This window comes from Myxococcus sp. AB036A, assembly GCF_006547355.1.
GTDB lineage: Bacteria > Myxococcota > Myxococcia > Myxococcales > Myxococcaceae > Myxococcus > Myxococcus virescens.
In genome coordinates, this window is record NZ_VHLC01000155.1 from 1 (window position 1) to 15430 (window position 15430).

Annotated in this window: 10 protein-coding genes; 2 read left to right on the forward strand and 8 right to left on the reverse strand. The window is 69.9% G+C overall.

The features are described 5' to 3' along the window. From FL344_RS36090 to pgeF, 4 genes are all read right to left on the reverse strand, one after another. On the reverse strand, positions 1-471 hold a 471-nt coding region (locus FL344_RS36090), incomplete at its 3' end, for a DNA-processing protein DprA (protein WP_194863382.1). Between the two features lie 140 nt (positions 472-611). After that, positions 612-1817 carry a LysM peptidoglycan-binding domain-containing protein gene (locus FL344_RS36095; RefSeq protein WP_194863383.1) on the reverse strand — a complete coding sequence of 402 codons (1206 nt, stop codon included), beginning with the start codon at positions 1815-1817 and terminating at the stop codon, positions 612-614. A 26-nt stretch (positions 1818-1843) separates the two neighbouring features. Then, positions 1844-2704, reverse strand: coding sequence for a tol-pal system YbgF family protein (locus tag FL344_RS36100; protein WP_141621712.1), 861 nt, complete (start codon positions 2702-2704; stop codon positions 1844-1846). Positions 2705-2788: 84 nt separating this feature from the next. Beyond that, complete coding sequence (pgeF, locus tag FL344_RS36105; RefSeq protein ID WP_141621713.1) at positions 2789-3550, reverse strand: peptidoglycan editing factor PgeF; 762 nt, start codon at positions 3548-3550, stop codon at positions 2789-2791. 178 nt (positions 3551-3728) lie between these two features. Here pgeF and FL344_RS36110 point away from each other — a divergent pair, with 178 nt between their 5' ends. Continuing rightward, positions 3729-5666: a diguanylate cyclase gene (locus FL344_RS36110; protein ID WP_141621714.1), complete on the forward strand. Its 1938-nt coding sequence runs from the start codon at positions 3729-3731 to the stop codon at positions 5664-5666. A gap of 4 nt (positions 5667-5670) precedes the next feature. Here FL344_RS36110 and FL344_RS36115 read toward each other — a convergent pair whose 3' ends face one another. From FL344_RS36115 to FL344_RS36130, 4 genes are all read right to left on the reverse strand, one after another. Beyond that, the gene (locus tag FL344_RS36115; protein WP_141594384.1) at positions 5671-6264 is read right to left on the reverse strand and encodes an SGNH/GDSL hydrolase family protein; all 594 of its coding nucleotides are present in this window, start codon (positions 6262-6264) and stop codon (positions 5671-5673) included. Between the two features lie 22 nt (positions 6265-6286). Further along, on the reverse strand, positions 6287-7768 hold the full coding sequence (locus tag FL344_RS36120) for a trypsin-like peptidase domain-containing protein (RefSeq protein WP_141621715.1): 1482 nt from the start codon (positions 7766-7768) through the stop codon (positions 6287-6289). Between the two features lie 97 nt (positions 7769-7865). Continuing rightward, a complete protein-coding gene (locus FL344_RS36125; protein ID WP_141621716.1) occupies positions 7866-9455 on the reverse strand; it encodes a glycoside hydrolase family 57 protein in 1590 nt (529 codons plus the stop codon). Positions 9456-9480: 25 nt separating this feature from the next. Continuing rightward, positions 9481-11844, reverse strand: a complete 2364-nt coding sequence (locus tag FL344_RS36130; protein WP_228565618.1) for a DUF4912 domain-containing protein — start codon at positions 11842-11844, stop codon at positions 9481-9483. A 304-nt stretch (positions 11845-12148) separates the two neighbouring features. Between FL344_RS36130 and FL344_RS36135 the strand changes: the two genes are divergently transcribed. After that, a partial coding sequence (locus tag FL344_RS36135) for a glycosyltransferase (RefSeq protein WP_255508269.1) occupies positions 12149-15430 on the forward strand: 3282 nt, incomplete at its 3' end.

Sequence of the window (15430 nt, forward strand, 5' to 3'; positions counted from 1 at the left end):
TGACACCACCCCGACACCCGATGCCGCCACCTGCCGGGCGAAGCGCCGCGCGAATGGCAGGAAGCCCTGATCCGGATGACGGCTGCCTACCATGGCCAGCCGGCGCCGCGGCAGCCCCGGCACGCCCCGGTAGAAGAGCACCGGCGGCGCATCCTCCACCTCCGCCAGCCGCTCTGGATAGGCCGCCTGCCCCTGGAACGCCACCTTCATGCCGGACGCCCGGCAGGCTTCCCACACCCGCCACGCCACCGGCGCCAGGCCCTCTACGGAGGCGAGCTTGCGACGAACCTGTGAGGAAACCGGCGCCTGGGACACCCAATCTCGCACCGGAGTCGCGGCGAGCGGCGCGAGGCTTCCGTCCGCGAACGCGCGCAGGGCGACCAGCGTCCTCGGCCCCAGGCCGGGAACGGACCAGAGCGCCAGGCATGCCTGCTGCTCCGCCGTGAGGATGTCCGTCTCAGCGTCCGCCATACCCGTCCCCCGCTCGATACCCACCTATATAGAAGGTGGGGCCGCTGGGAGGGGCGCGACACATAAACACCGGACCGCCACCGGTCAAGCACTCAGCCCCTCCATCCGAGGGGCCCATTGCATTTTTCCTGCCGCGCCGCTCAGCGGCTGGCCGAGGGCGACGAGCCCGCGGACATGTGGGCGCGGTCGCCGGGGACCAGTTCCTCCAGGGAGCGGGTCATGAGGCAGTTGGAGGTACGCTCCTTGACCTCGGTCACCATGCACGCGCCGATGCTCCGCCAGGGGAAGGACTGCTCCTCCTTGGACGGCTTGCGCACGTCGTGGCCCAGCACGTGGCGGGACGGGTCCCCCTTGCGGAGGATGTTGAAGGTGTTGCCCAGCTCCACGCCGTCCGCGCTGCCCTTGTCCACGACGATGCTGTGGTTCTCACCCAGCACCGTGAGGTACGGCACCAGCGCGGTGATGACGGTGCCGTCCACCTGCTTCGCGTTCGGCTTCGGCGCCACGCGCTCGGTGAGGCGCTCACCCACGGGGCCCACCAGGTCGCCACGCTCGATGCCGTCCCACGTGTCCATGATCTGCGCGGTGACGATGCCGTCGCCCACGCGCTGCACGCGCAGGGTGCCCACGAAGTCGGTGAGGAAGCCCAGCTGGCGCCCGGTCACCGGGTGCTTCACAGCCTTGGTGGTGTGGTAGACGACGTAGCGGTCCCCCACCTTCACGTCACCCTTCCGCTTGAAGCGCACGTAGACGTTGTCCGGGAAGGAGAGCATCACCGCGTTGGAGGGCGAGCCCTCGATGCGGCCGGCCTCGTCCAGTTCGCGCTGGGTGACGAAGCCCTGCGTCGTCACGGGGACGGAGCTGGCCAGGTCGACGCCAATCTTGCCCGTCACGGTGACCTGGTCGTTGGAGGTCATCTCCATGGGGGCCGTCACGTCGCCCTCGTCGACCACCATCTCCGTCACCTGGGTGGGGACCTCCTCGCCCGCGGCGAAGAAGCGCACCTGGTTGCCGGGGTAGATCCAATGCGGGTTGGCGATCTCCGGGTTGTAGGACCAGACCTTGGGCCAGTACCAGGGGCTGCCCAGGTAACGCTGGGACAAGTCCCACAGCGTGTCACCGGACTCCACGGAGTGGACCTCACCGGGGGCGCTCTCACGGCCCCGGGGCGCGCCGGGCGGAAGCGTGACGGAGGTCGGCGGCGCGGAATCGGGCGCCTCGTCCATCACCTCGGCGCCGCCCATCTCACCGCCCGTGTCCTGCTCTTCCTCGTTCTCCTGCTGGGCGTACGCGGTTGGCGCGACGGCGAGGCTCAACATCAGCGAGGTGAGAATCCGGGAGCGCATCGCGGGACGTCCTTTCGAAAGAAGCATCACTGGGGGATCGCGGCGAGCCGCTGTTCCGCCTGGGTAGCAGCCGCCGTCCCCGGGAACTGGGTGACGACGCGGGTGTAGAGCACCTTGGCATCCGCGGACTGGTTGAGCCGCATCCGGCACTCGGCGAGCCGGAGCATGCCGTCCAGCATGGCGTCCCCGGCGGGATACTTGTCGATGAGCCGCTCGAACGTCTTCGCGGCTGCCTTGAACTCGTTGAGGCCAATCTGGCCCAACCCGCTGAAATAGAGCGCGTTGTCGGCGCGCGGGTGACGCGGGTTCTCATCGGCGAAGCGGCGCAGCTTCTCCACCCCGCCCTCCACGTTGCCGGTGCGCAGCATGTTCACGGCCTTGTCGAACTCCGCGTCGAGCACGTCGGGGTCCTGCTGCGCCCCCGCGTCCTCGTTCGACGCCATCATGGTCGCGGCCGACGCGGCGCTCGCCGACGAGCCGGCCCCTTCGTCCGGCGCGGGGCTGATGAACATCTCCATCTGCTCGTCGTCCGGCTCCATCACCGCCACGGCGGTGGGCAGCTTCGGCGCGGGCTCATGGCGCGGCTTGAGCTTCACCACCGCCAGCTCTGGCGTGGCGCCCAGCGACTCCTGCGCGGACGCCTCCACCTTCACCGGAATGGAGCGCGCTGACGGGCCCTCACTCGAAGCCCCCGCGCGCGACACGGCGTCGTGCGCCTCCAACCGGGCCACCCGCTCCACCAGCCGTTCCTGGGACGCGCGCAGCGTGCGCAGTTCGGAGCGCAGCGCACTCACCTCCGCTTCCGAGGAAGCGGTGGTGGCGCAAGCGCCCAGCGCACACAGGGGCGCGGCGGCGAGCAGACGGAAGATGACGGAGCGCGCGGGCACGGGCCTTTTTCAGCAGAGGGGTCTCCCCGAGGATAGGAAGGCCCGTCGGAGAGCGTCAAGAAATCGGCCCCCCACATGGGGTGGCTAGAAGCGGTGTACCACGTAATTGAGGTGCCGCCCCGTCCGCCCTGCGTCCCGCCGGTGGGAGAAGAAGCGCGTGGGATCACACGCCGTACAGGCCTGTAGTACATCGACGTGGGCCGGCTTGAGCCCCGCCCCCACCAACGTCTGACGCACCGCGCGGGTCAGGTCCAGCCGCGGCTTGCCTTCCACCCACCGCACCACTTCATCCCCGAAGCGCGCGCTGAAGCGCTGCGCCAGTTCCTCCGACACCTCGTAGCAACAGACCTGGATGGACGGCCCCACCGCGGCCAGCAGCCGCTCCGGCCTCGCACCGCGCGCCACCAGCACCTCCACGGCGCGCGCGCTGATGTCCGCGTCCGTCCCCCGCCAGCCGGAGTGCACCGCCGCCACGCGACGGCCATCCGGGTCCACCAGCAGCACCGGCACGCAGTCCGCCGTGCCCACCGCCACCCAGCTTCCCGGTGCCTGCGTCCACAATCCGTCCGCCTCGCCCTCCGTGGGGCGCAGCCCCTGGGCCCCCTCCCCGCTCCGGGCCTCCACCACGCGATCACCATGCACCTGCGACACGCGGCTCAGCGCTTCGAGCGGCGCGCCAGTGGCCTGTGCAAGGCGGCGGTGGTTCTCCTCCACGCGCGCCCGCTCGTCGCCCACGGAGAAACCCAGGTTGAGTGACGCGTAGGGCCCCTCCGAACAACCGCCAGCGCGGGTGGTGAAGCCGTGCGGCACCGGCAACAACGCGGAGGTGAGGAACTCGGTCGACATGGAATCTCCAGGAATCCACCTGATTGATGCACCAGGAGGTGATCCAGCGTCAGCGCAATCGTAGGATGATTTCGCCGCTTCGTTTGACAGGTAGCGTCAGCCACCTGACAATTCATGGACCTTCCCAACTCCGTGAAACCCGTCCGAAACTCCGCGCTCGAGAGCCGCGAGCACCCGTATGCCCCTGGGTCCCGACACCGTTGGTCGCAAGCTGCTGTGGAGCATCGCCCTGCCCGGGCTGCTCGTGGCGCTGCTGGGCGTCGGCCACTTCTGGCGTGAGGCGCGGGTCGCGGTCCAGGACGCCACCCAGGTGGAGTCGCTGGCGCTGGCGGAATTCGTCGCATCCACCTTCACCCTTCCGCAGGCGCGCGGGGCTCCGGCCCATGGCGCGGTGACGGAGGTGATGCGCTCCGACACCCGGCTCTTCCGCTCGGTGGAGGACGTCCGGGTGCTGACGCCGGATGGGCGCATCCTCTGGTCCCGCCGCTCGGGTGAAGAAGGCACGACGCACCCAGAGGCCGCGCGGCTGACGGCCCCTGGCCCGGAGCGGGCGCGCTCGGTGGCGCAGATGACGGAGGTCATCCGTCCCCTCGGCGGGCCCGAGTGCGCCGGCTGCCACACCTCCGGCGACGTGCCGGGTGCCAGCATCCTGCAGCTGCGCATGGCGGAGCCGGCGCTGCACCAGCAACTGTCGTCCGTGTTCGGCGCGGCGCTCGGCTCCATGGGCCTGTTCGTAGTGCTGCTGGCCCTCATCACCGGGCTGGCGCTGCACTTCGTCCTCACCCGCCCGCTGCGCAAGCTGAGCGTGGCCATGCGGCGTGCGGAGGCGGGCGACCTGCTGGTGCGCGCGGAGGCGCGAGGCACCGACGAGCTCGCGCAGCTGGGCGCGGCCTTCAACCAGATGCTGGCGCGGCTCACCTCCATGAAGGCGGAGGAGATCGACACCCACCGCGACCTGGAGCTGGTGAAGGAGAAGCTGGCCCTCAAGGACGAGCTGGAGGACCGCCTCAAGGAGCTGTCGCTGCTCTTCGACGTGGCGCGCTCGCTCAACGCCACGCTGGAGCTGGATGAGCTGCTGGACGCCGTCACCCGGCTGGTGACCGAGCGGCTGCGCATCCCCGAGTTCTCCATCATGTTGATGAACTCGGAGAGCCTGCTGGAAATCAAGCACGCCTGGCCGGAGGGCCGCGGCGCGGAGGGCCTCACCTTCGCGCTGGGCGAAGGCGCTTGCGGGCGCGCGGCGGAGACGCGCAAGTCGGTGTACCTGCCGGACACGTCGGACCGCTCCAGCGTGTTCGCCAAGCCGGACCTGGTGAAGGGCGGGCTCAACAGCGGCGCGCTGCTGGCGGCGCCCATGGTGCACATGGAGACGCTGCTGGGCGTGATGAACTTCCAGCGCCCCGAGGTGGCCAGCTTCTCCGCGGAGGAAATCGAGCTGCTCAACGCGGTGGCGGACGTGGTGGCCACGGCGGTGAAGAACGCCCGGCTGCACGCGGAGACGGTGAAGCTCACCATGACGGACCCGCTCACCGGCGTGCCCAACCGCCGCCACCTCTTCCAGCGCATGGAGCTGGAGCTGGCCCGTTCGAACCGATTTGGCACTCCGCTGGCGCTGCTCATGGTGGACGTGGACCACTTCAAGCGCATCAACGACCTGGCCGGCCACCGCGTGGGTGACGAGACGCTGCGCCGGGTGTGCGACGTGCTGCGGCTGCGCGTGCGCAAGGTGGACACGCTGGCGCGCTACGGCGGCGAGGAGTTCGTCATCCTCCTGCCCCAGACGAACAAGGCGGAGGCCATGGAGGTCGCGGAGAAGCTGCGCCGCGCCGTGGCGGAATCCGTGGAGCTGGTCCAACCGGGCCTGCCGGGCAACCACGTCACGGTGTCCATTGGCGCGTCGCACTTCCCTTCCGACGCCTCCGCCCAGGAAGAGCTGGTGGACTGCGCGGACGCGGCGCTCTATTTCAGCAAGCGCACCGGCCGGAACCGCACCACCCAGTACGAGGCCGGCATGGAGCTGCACCCAGGCCGCGAGCGGGGCCCGCACACGCCCACGGCCGAGCCGCCCGGCGTGACTGCCGCCGCCACGCCTCCGGGTGGCGTGGCCAAGGCGTAGGCGCTCAGCGGCGCACGAGCGTCTGCGCCATGGGCAGCAGCAGGTCCGCCCACTCCTCATAGCCATCGGCCGACGGATGGAAGCCGTCGTCCGAGAAGAAGTGGGGGCTCCTGGGAATCATCTCCTTGCTCGCCGTGAAGAGGTCCACGTGGTGCATGCCGTGCACCCGGGCCACCTCCGCGATGGCGGCGTTGAAGGGCTCGATGCGGCCTTCGTACAGCGCCGCGGGCACCAGCCGCGCCACCGGGGCCAGCGCCAGGTCCGCGAGGTTCACCACCACCAGCGGCGCTCCGGTCTGCTTCAACCTTCGCGCGATGCGGTCCAGGTCGTCCTGGAAGTCCTCCACGGGCGTGCCGCGCCAGAGGTCATTCGTCCCGATGCCCAGCGTCACCAGCGTGGGCTGCGCGGCCACGGCGCGCTTCACCTGTCCCGTGAAGACGTCACGGATGCGCGCGCCGCTCTGCCCCAGGTTGGTGAGGCCCACGGGCAGGCCAGCCGCGCGCAGCCGGGAGGCGAGGCGCTCGGGATAGCCCCCGCCTCGCGCCGCCCCCACGCCCACGGCCGTGCTGTCTCCAAGCGCGACGTAATTGACGCTCATCCGCCGCTCCCACGCTCCGGACTCACGGCACCCGCAGGGCGCGCAGGTTGCGAGCCCCGCCCGGCGCCGTCACGCGCAGCAGCAAGGTGCTCCCGGACGCGGCGCCCTTGATGATGCGGGCCAGGGCGTCCGCGTTCTCCACCTTCTTGCGGTTGGCCTCGATGACGACCATGCCGGGCTCCAACTGCGCGCGGTCCGCCGGCGAGCCGGGCACCACGTCGGTGATGAGCGCGCCGCTGCTGTCCGTGAAGCCGGCCTGCTGCGCGGTGCGCGCATCCAGGTTCTGGAGGCTGACGCCCACGCGCCGGGAGCTCTCCTGCTGGTCCTCCGGCCGCTGCTTCCCCGAGGCCACGCCCTCCAGGTCCGGCCGCGTGCCGAGCGCCACCTTCACGTCCTGCTTCTTGCCGTCGCGGTAGAGCGTCAACGTGGACGTGCTTCCGGGACGCTTGAGCGCCACGGTGCGCGTCAGCTCGCCGCTGGAGGTGACGGTCCGGCCGTCGATGGCGATGACGACGTCATCCTGCTTCAGGCCCGCCTTCGCCGCGGGAGAAGACGGCATCACCTGCGTGAGGATGGCGCCTTGATTCACGGGGAGCTTGAGCGCGCTGGCCAGGTCCCGCGTCAAGTCCTGGATGCCCACGCCCAGCCATGCGCGCGTGACAGAGCCTTCCTTCTCCAACTGCGGCAACAGTGAACCGATGAGATTGCTGGGCACTGCGAAGCCGATGCCGGAGCCACCGCCGACGATGGCGGTGTTGATGCCCACCACTTCGCCCTTCATGTTGAACAGCGGGCCGCCCGAGTTGCCCGGGTTGATGGCCGCGTCCGTCTGGAGGAACTCGTCGTACTGGCTGGCGCCAATCTCACGCGCCCGCGCGGAGACGATGCCCAGGCTGACGCTGGAGGCCAGTCCGAAGGGGTTGCCAATGGCCACCACCCAGTCGCCCACGCGCAGTGCATCCGAGTCGCCCAGCTTCACGGTGGGCAGGTTCTCCACCTTCTCCTTGAGCCGCACGAGCGCCACGTCCGTGAGCGGATCACGCCCCACCACTTCGCCGCTGAAGCTGCGTCCGTCATCCAGGCGGATGGTGATGCTGACGGCATCCTCCACCACGTGGTTGTTGGTGAGGACGACGCCCTTCGGGTCGATGATGAAGCCGGACCCTGCCCCTTGGCGCAGCGGCTCGCGGCGCTGACTGCCGCCCTCGCGGCCTCCACCGAAGAAGCGCTCGAAGAGCGGGTTGTCCTCCATTCCACGCGGAACGCCGCCCCCTCGGGCCTGCACGTCCACGTTGACCACCGCCGACTTCACCGACTCCACCAGCGGCGCCAGCGACGGAAGCGCCTGAGCCTCCCGTGTCGCGGGCTGGAGGACGTTCCCGGCGCCCGGCTGGGTGGCCGCGGGCGGCGACTTTGGCGCCTGCGAGACAGCAGCAGCGGGGGGCAACGCGACCAGGAGCGCGGCGACGAGCGCCTTCCGGAACGAGACGGTCGAACGGTTCATATGCAGACCAAGCTAAAGCCGAAAACCAGCCCCGCAAGCCAAACCGTCTGACGTGGCGACAGGAGGACACATCACCCCACCCTCCTCCCTCCTGGCCTCAGGCAGGCAGATAGAGGCGGTAGTCCAGCTCTGGATAGAGGTTGTCCCGCCCCTCCACGAGCGAGAGCCAGCCCTCGTCCAGACTGCCGCCGCGCAGCTGCTCGTGCAGGCGCTGGAAGCGCAGGATGTGCTCGCGCGTGCGGCGCTGGGCGTACTCCACCATGGTGCCCGTCTTCATGATGAAGGCCCAGTCGGAGGACTGGGCGAGCAGCAGCTCCCTGGCCGCCTGATTGAGCGCGCGACGTTGAAGCTCACCGGCATCCGGGAAGTCCCGCGCCAGCTCCACCATCTGCTTCGCGCAGTGGTTGAGGTGGCGGTAGATCCAATCATTGCTGCCGTCGAGCCACATGTTGGCGTAACCGCCCGCGCCCCACGAGGACAGCGGCGGCGTCGCCACCTGATTCTCCGGGTGCTCCCGCAGGTCATCCAACGGCGTCACCAGCCGGAACGTCTTCTGGTCATACGCGACCTTGCGGATGAGGAAGTCGAGGAACTGGGGCCCCTCGAACCACCAGTGGCCGAAGAGCTCGGCGTCATAGGGCGCGACGACCACCGGCTCCCTGCCGCCCAGGCGCGAGGCCAGGTCTTCAATCTGCCGCTGGCGGTTGAAAAGGAAGTTGCCCGCATGCACCGAGGCCCGCTCACGCGCGGCGAGCGGATCATAGGGGCGCTTCTCGTTCGTCTTCCCGGTGATGCGGAAGTACTTGAAGCCGGTGTTCTTGCGCTCGCCGGTGGGCTGGATGAACGGGCGGATGTAGTCCAGGTCCAGGTCCCAGCCGATGTCCCGGTAGAACTCGCGGTAGTCCGGGTCGCCCGGGTAGCCGTGCTCGGTGCTCCAGACCTGCTGGCTGCTCTCCGGGTCTCGGGCATACGCGGCGACGCCCGCCTCGGTGAAGACGGGCGCGTAGGGGCCATGCAGGGGCCGGGGCACGGCGTCCGTCAGGCCGTGCGTGTCGACGAAGAAGTAACGGATGCGCTCGCTGGCCAGCAGGCGCTCCAGGCCCGGGTAGTAGCCACACTCGGCGAGCCAGATGCCGGCGGGGTCCCTGCCGAAGTGCTGGCGGTAGTGGTTCGCGGCCACCGTCACCTGGGCGCGGACGGCTTCGGGCACCTGCTGCATCAACGGCAGGAAACCGTGTGTCGCGTTGCAGGTGAGGATGTCCAGGTAACCCGCGTCCTGGAGGCGCCGGAACGCGGCGACGAGGTCGCGCTTGTAGCGGTCATGGAACGCGCGGCGCAGGGACTCGAAGTGGTCCCGGTAGAAGCGGGCAATGGGGCCGAAGGTGGCGTCGTCTCGCGTCCGATGCACCTCTCGCGCGCCCAGTTCGCAGAGCAGGTCCAGCCGCCGTGCGTAGCGGCTCATCAGCAGCTCGTCGCGCAGCATGGAGACGAGCGTCGGAGACAGCGTCATCGCCAGGCGGAACGGGACGCCGTCCTCCGCCAGTCCGTCGAAGACCTGGAGCAGCGGGAGGTACGTCTCGGAGATGGCCTCGTAGAGCCAGTCCTCCTCGAGGAAGTCCTCATGCTCGGGGTGCCGAACGAAGGGAAGGTGCGCGTGGAGCACCAGCGCGAGGGAGCCCAGACTCATGGTCGTTCAATGTCTCCGTGCGGGTTCAGGAGCGGCCGTCGTCCGAAGGCGGCTTCCGGGGAGGCGGCTCCGCCGCGTCGTGGGTGGCGTGGCCCTGGCGGGCCTCGAAGGAGGAAGGAGACGCCGTGCGGCGATGCGCCGCGCCTTCCACACGGGACCGCGGCACTTCGAAGTAGCGGTGGTCCTCCTCCGCGTCGGCGTCTCCCTGCGTCCGGGCGTCGCTGCCCGGAACCGTGGCGCCGGATGAACGTGGCGGAGCCTCGAAGGAGCGCGGGTTCTCCTCGACCGTGCGGGGATGAGTACCGGCGCCGTGAGCATCCTTCGCGGTGGTTCCGGTTTCTGTGCGTGCCGACGCATCGGCAGCGCCCGACGGTTGAGCCGGAGCACCGAGGAAGCCTCGACCCGAGGCGCCTGTCCCCTGCGGAGGGGAATCCAGGTGGCGGCGCTCCGAGGCGCCCGACACCCGTTCCGGGGCATCCAGGTAACGACGCTCCGAGGCGCCTGCCCGCTGCGGAGATGACTCCAGGTAGCGTTGCTCCGATGCACCCGACGCCCGTTCCGGGGCATCCAGGTAACGACGCTCCGAGGCGCCTGCCCGCTGCGGAGATGACTCCAGGTAGCGTTGCTCCGATGCGCCCGGCGCGCGGGGCGGCGACTCCAGGTAGCGCAGGTCCGACGCTCCCGGAATGCGGCTGACGTCCAGGTGATGCGGATGCGAAGTCGCCGCACCTTCCGCATAGCGGAGGTCCGATGCCCCCGGAATGCCCTCCACGTCCAGATAGCGATAAGGCGAAGCGCCGCTGACCGGCGAGCGAGTCGCACCGCCTTCCGCGTAGCGCAGGTCCGATGCCCCCGGGATGCCCTTCACGTCCAGGTAGCGATGCGGTGACGTGTCACGGCCTGCCTGGCGTGCCGCGCCGCCTTCCGCGTAGCGCAGGTCCGATGCACCCGGGACGCCCTTCACATCCAGATACGCACGGGGCCCTTGCTCCCTCCCCGCCTCGTGAGCGCCCCCTCCCGCATAGCGCATGTCCGAAGCGCCCGGCGCACGGCCCAGGGTCTCCAGGTAGTGCGACACGGGAGCAGTCACGGGTCCGCGCACCTCGCGCGCATTCCGCAGCGCCGCGACCGACAGATAGCGCTGGTCCGAAGCCCCCGCCGCTCGCCCCACCGAGTCCACGTACCGTTGGTCAGAAGCCCCAGGCACGCGTTCCACCGACTCCACGTACCGCTGGTCCGAAGCACCCGGCGCACGCTCGGGGCCCTCCAGGTGCGCCTCCGTCATGTCCCTGCCACGACGCTCCCTGTGGACTTCCGGCACATCCAGCACGCCACCACTGCCCGGCAGGTTCACCCGGCGCCACGACACGTACTCGCGCTCCTCTTCCGGCGGCGGCGCTTCCACGACCGCTACGGGCAGCGCCGCCTCAAGCGGAGGAACCCGAAGGAAACGCACCGTCAAATCCGTGGAGACACCCGCGGGAGGCAACGTCACGCGGTTGCTCGAAGCACCGATGCGGCAGCTCCGCCCATCACGACCGACGAAGTGCGCCTCCACGCGATACGTCCGCCCCGACGGCAACCCTTGGATGTAGAGGCCGCGAGCCTCCACCGCGAAGTCCAACTCCCGCTCCATCTGTTCATCACCGAACACACGAAGCACGGAACGCGGCGCCTCCAGTGCATCCTGCGCCCGCAGCAGGGCCCCCAGGCTGAAGTCCCAGGACACGAAGAGCGTGTGCGGATCCCTGGGCAACAGGAGGACGGCGTCGTCCTGATACCCCTCCGGCAGCTCACCCAATCCCTCGGCATCCACGGGGGGCGGCGGCGAAGCCGGCGCGCGCTCCACCAGATGGTGGCTGCGCGCCTCCTCCTCGCCAGCCACGCGCGCCACGAAGAAGCCCTCCTCCACGGGCTCCGCGGGCTTTTGCACGGGCGCGGGCCGTGTGACGGGCCGCGGCACCGGCTCCGGCGCGGGAACGAGCGGCCTCGTCACGGAAGGCATGACGGGCGTCACCGGCTCACGCGGCCGTTCCACTCGGGGCTTGGGCGGGAACGTGACCACCTTCGCGGGTTTGACCGTCGGCTTGCTCCCGGGCTTCTCGGAGGCCCGCTTGGCGGCCACCCGCTTGGGCGCGGACACCCTGCCCTGGTCTTGCGCGCCGTCGGTCTTGGGCTTCGCGGCGGTCGGGGGCCTCGACTTCCGGGGCGCCTTCGCGGCGTCAGTGGAGGGCGCCTTGGCCTTCCTGGCGGCGGGGGCCCCGGCAGCAGGTGCAGCGGGTTTCGCGGCCGAGCGCTTGGGAAGCACTCGGATGCCCGCCAACCGGGCGAGCTTCGCCAGGGCGGGGACATAGGCGGCCAGGGCTGCGAGCAGCTCCTCTTTTTTCATACGACTGTAGCCGCTCCCCAGGTGCTTCCGTGCCAACTCCCTGAGGTAGCTGACCGTCACGCTCTTGAGGTCTTCCATAGGCAAAGCCGGCCTTTAGGTCGCTGGTCGTAGAGGGTCAACGTGCCAGCATTACATGTGTTCTTCGCCCGACCCCCTTTCTCGTTTCATCACCCGATGACACTCAGGGGGCGGCTAGGTATCCTGCCCACGCTTGAGCGACCTGCCCAGACTGCTCCTGTGCAGTTTCGACGTCATCCCCGGTCCGTCGGGTTCATCCCGGCGTTTGACCGAATACTTGAAGGCGTTGCCGGACCGCTTCTCCGTGGTGGTGCTGTCGGCGAAGACGCCTGACCACTCCCACATCGAGAAGTACCAGGGCGCCCGGCTGCTGCGCGTCCCGGTAGGCTCGGGGGACCTCGCTTCGCGCATCCAGGCCTTCGAGCGGGCCGTGCGCCGGCAGCTCGAAAGCGAGGACTACGCGCTCGCCCACTTCACGGACCCCTTCGGCGGATACGCATTGTGCGAGCTGAAGGGAGACTACGGGTACCGGCTCATCTACGAGGCCCAGACGTTCCCCTCGCAGGAGCTGCGGTACACCCACCCACAGACGGAGGGGGACCGGCGCTTCCTGTCGAAGATTCGCAGGCAGGAGCTGTTCTGCCTGATGAACGCGGACCTCGTCGTCACCGGCTCGGAGACGACGCGCGCGTACATCCAGTCGCTCGGCGCCAGTGAGGAGCAGGTCCGGGTGCTCCCCGCGCCGGTGGACCTCCAGCCCTTCACGCCCGAGGTACTGGGCGCCCCGGACGGCGAACCGCTCCGGATGATGTACCTGGGCAGCCAGGTGGGGTGGCAGGGTCTGTCCACGCTGCTGCGCGCGGTGGAGGTGGCGGCCCGGAAGGAAGAGGTGCGCCTCACGGTGGTGGGCGCGCGCCACGCGGACTGGCAGCCGCACCTGGATGACCTGGTGAAGGAACTGGGACTGGGCGACCGGGTGGAGTTCCAACCCCCGGTGCACCACGACGACCTGGCCAAGGTGCTCGCGCTCGCGGACGTGGGCGTGCTGCCCATGGATGATGTGGAGCGCAATCGCGTTCAGGGCGGGCCGCTGGCGAAGGTGTCGGAGTACTGCGCCGCGGGCCGCCCCATCATCGCGGCGGACCTGCCCGTGACGCGGGAGCTCATCCCGGCTGGCGCGGGCGTCTTCTTCCCTCCGGGCGACAGCCAGGCCTTGGCCGACCGCATCATCGAGCTGGCGCGCGACGTGAAGCGTCGGATGGAGCTGGGCCAGGTGGCTCGAGCACACGCGGAGGCGGCGCTCGACGCGGGGCTCATCCGCGGCAAGCTCCTGGACCTGTATGACTCGCTGCTGGAGAAGCGGTCGGAGCCCGTCTCCACCACGAGCGAGGACAACCTGCCCGCGCCCACCACGGTGACGGGAACGCCCACGAACCGGCTGGCGGCGCTGCTGCCTCCCGAGCCCGCCCCCACGGCGGCACCGGTCTCCAAGAAGGCGCCGGAGCCTCGGAAGGACAAGGAGGCGCCTGCCGCGGGGCGTGCGCGCGAAGACCTGCCGCTGGTCATGGGGCAGGTGCTCGATGAGGGGCTCGACACGCGCCTCATCAAGACGGAGCTCGAGACGAATCCCATCGAGCCGCCCGTGGTGATGGGCGCGCCGCTGCGAGAGCGCTCCGCAGCGGCCGCCGATGCCGCGACCACCACGGTCCGCGAGAGCGAGGCCTCCGCGTCCAGCCTGCCCGGCAACGACGCGACCCCGGAAGGTTTCGCGCGCGACGCGAGCGACGACGACGACTCCGAAAGCGCGCTTCCCATCGTTCAGGCAACGGAGGTCGAAGACGCGGACGAACCCCCGTCACCGACGCCCATCGTCAAGGCGCCGGTTCCGTCAGCGCAGGCCTCTTCGTCGGTGAGCGACGACACGAGCGAGCACGCGGCGACGACGCCCGTCGTGAAAGCGCCCTCCTACTCGGGCCGGTTCTCCGCCGTGCAGAGTGACGACGGCAGCGAAGCCTCAGGGGCAACGCCCATCGTCAAGGCGCCGTCGTCTTCGGGCCGGCTGCCGTCGGTGCTGAGTGACGACGGCAGCGGAGCCTCAGGGGCAACGCCCATCGTCAAGGCGCCATCATCGTCAGGCCGGCTGCCTTCGGTGCTGAGTGACGACGGCAGCGAAGCCTCGGGGGCAACACCCATCGTCAAGGCGCCATCATCTTCAGGCCGGCTGCCTTCGGTCCTGAACGAGGACGGAAGCGGAGCCTCTGCGACAACGCCCATAGTCAAGGCGCCCTCGTCGTCAGGCCGGCTGCCTTCGGTGCTCAACGAGGACGGAAGCGGAGCCTCGGCGGCAACGCCCATCGTCAAGGTCCCGCCGCCTCCAGGCCGGCCGCCGTTCTCCGTCAGCAGCGACATTGACGAAGCCTCGGCGACAGCGATGTCCGCCAAGGGAAGCACCGCCTCATCGAGCCGCCTTTCCTCCTCGGCGAGCACGGATGCCAACGAAGCCTCGGCGACGACGCCCGTCGTCAGGGTCCCCCCACCTCCGGGCCGGTCTCCTTCGCCCGTGGGCGCGGATTCCTGTGAAACCTCATCAGCGACGCCCATCACCAAGGCGCCCGCCGCGCTGAACCGAGCGGACTCGGACACCAGTGAAGCTGCCGGGGACGCTGATGAAGCCCCCGCGCCGACCCCGGTCGTCCGCAGCCCCGTCATCGGAGCGCGCTACGAGCCACCCTCGCACACGCCGGTGGTGCGCTCGCCCTACGACCGCCAGCGGGACGAACCACCCGCGCCGACGCCCATCATCCGCGTGCCCACCGAGCTGCTCCAGGAGCTCATTCCCACGCGCTCGTCCAGCAGCCGCGGAACCGATTCCTCAAGCCGGCCGGAAGAGTACCCCACCCCCACACCCATCGTCCCCGCGCCCTCCTCGCTGTCGAGCCGGAGCATCTCGGCGCGAATGGAGACGCCCGTCGGACGGATGACGGCACTGACGCCACAGCAGCGGTCCACGAACACGGAACGGCCGCCGCCCATCTCCCGCCCGGGTGCCTCCGAAGCAGAGCGCCTGCCGCCCATCCGAGGAGGCGCGGCCGCGAGCACACCGGAGCGTCCGCCCCGGCTCCAGTCCGTGGACGGCCCTCCCCGGCTCGAACCCGTCAGCCCGCAGGCGTTCAAGGCCTCGGCCTCGGTCCCCGGCGGCGAGGACGAGGAGCCCGAGGAAATCTCCGAGGACGAAGCCCAGTCCATCGACGAAGGGGACGACGACAGCCACTCCCGCGCGCGGCCCCAACCCGAGGAGCCGGACGAAATCAGCAGCGACGAGGTGGAGGAAGCGGAGATTTCCGCCACCAGTGCAGCGCAGCTCATCGAATCGGACGACGACCTGGAGGAAGCCGACGCCGACGTGGCCCCCGAGCCACACGACGAAGGCCCCGCCCCGGAGCCCGTTCCTTCAACGCTGAACCCGTGGTTCGCCCAGCTCGCGCACGGGTACTGCCCCCCCGACGGAATCCGCTTCGACCGACACACGCCCCCGACGACGTTCCCCGGGCGCGACGAGCCCACGAAC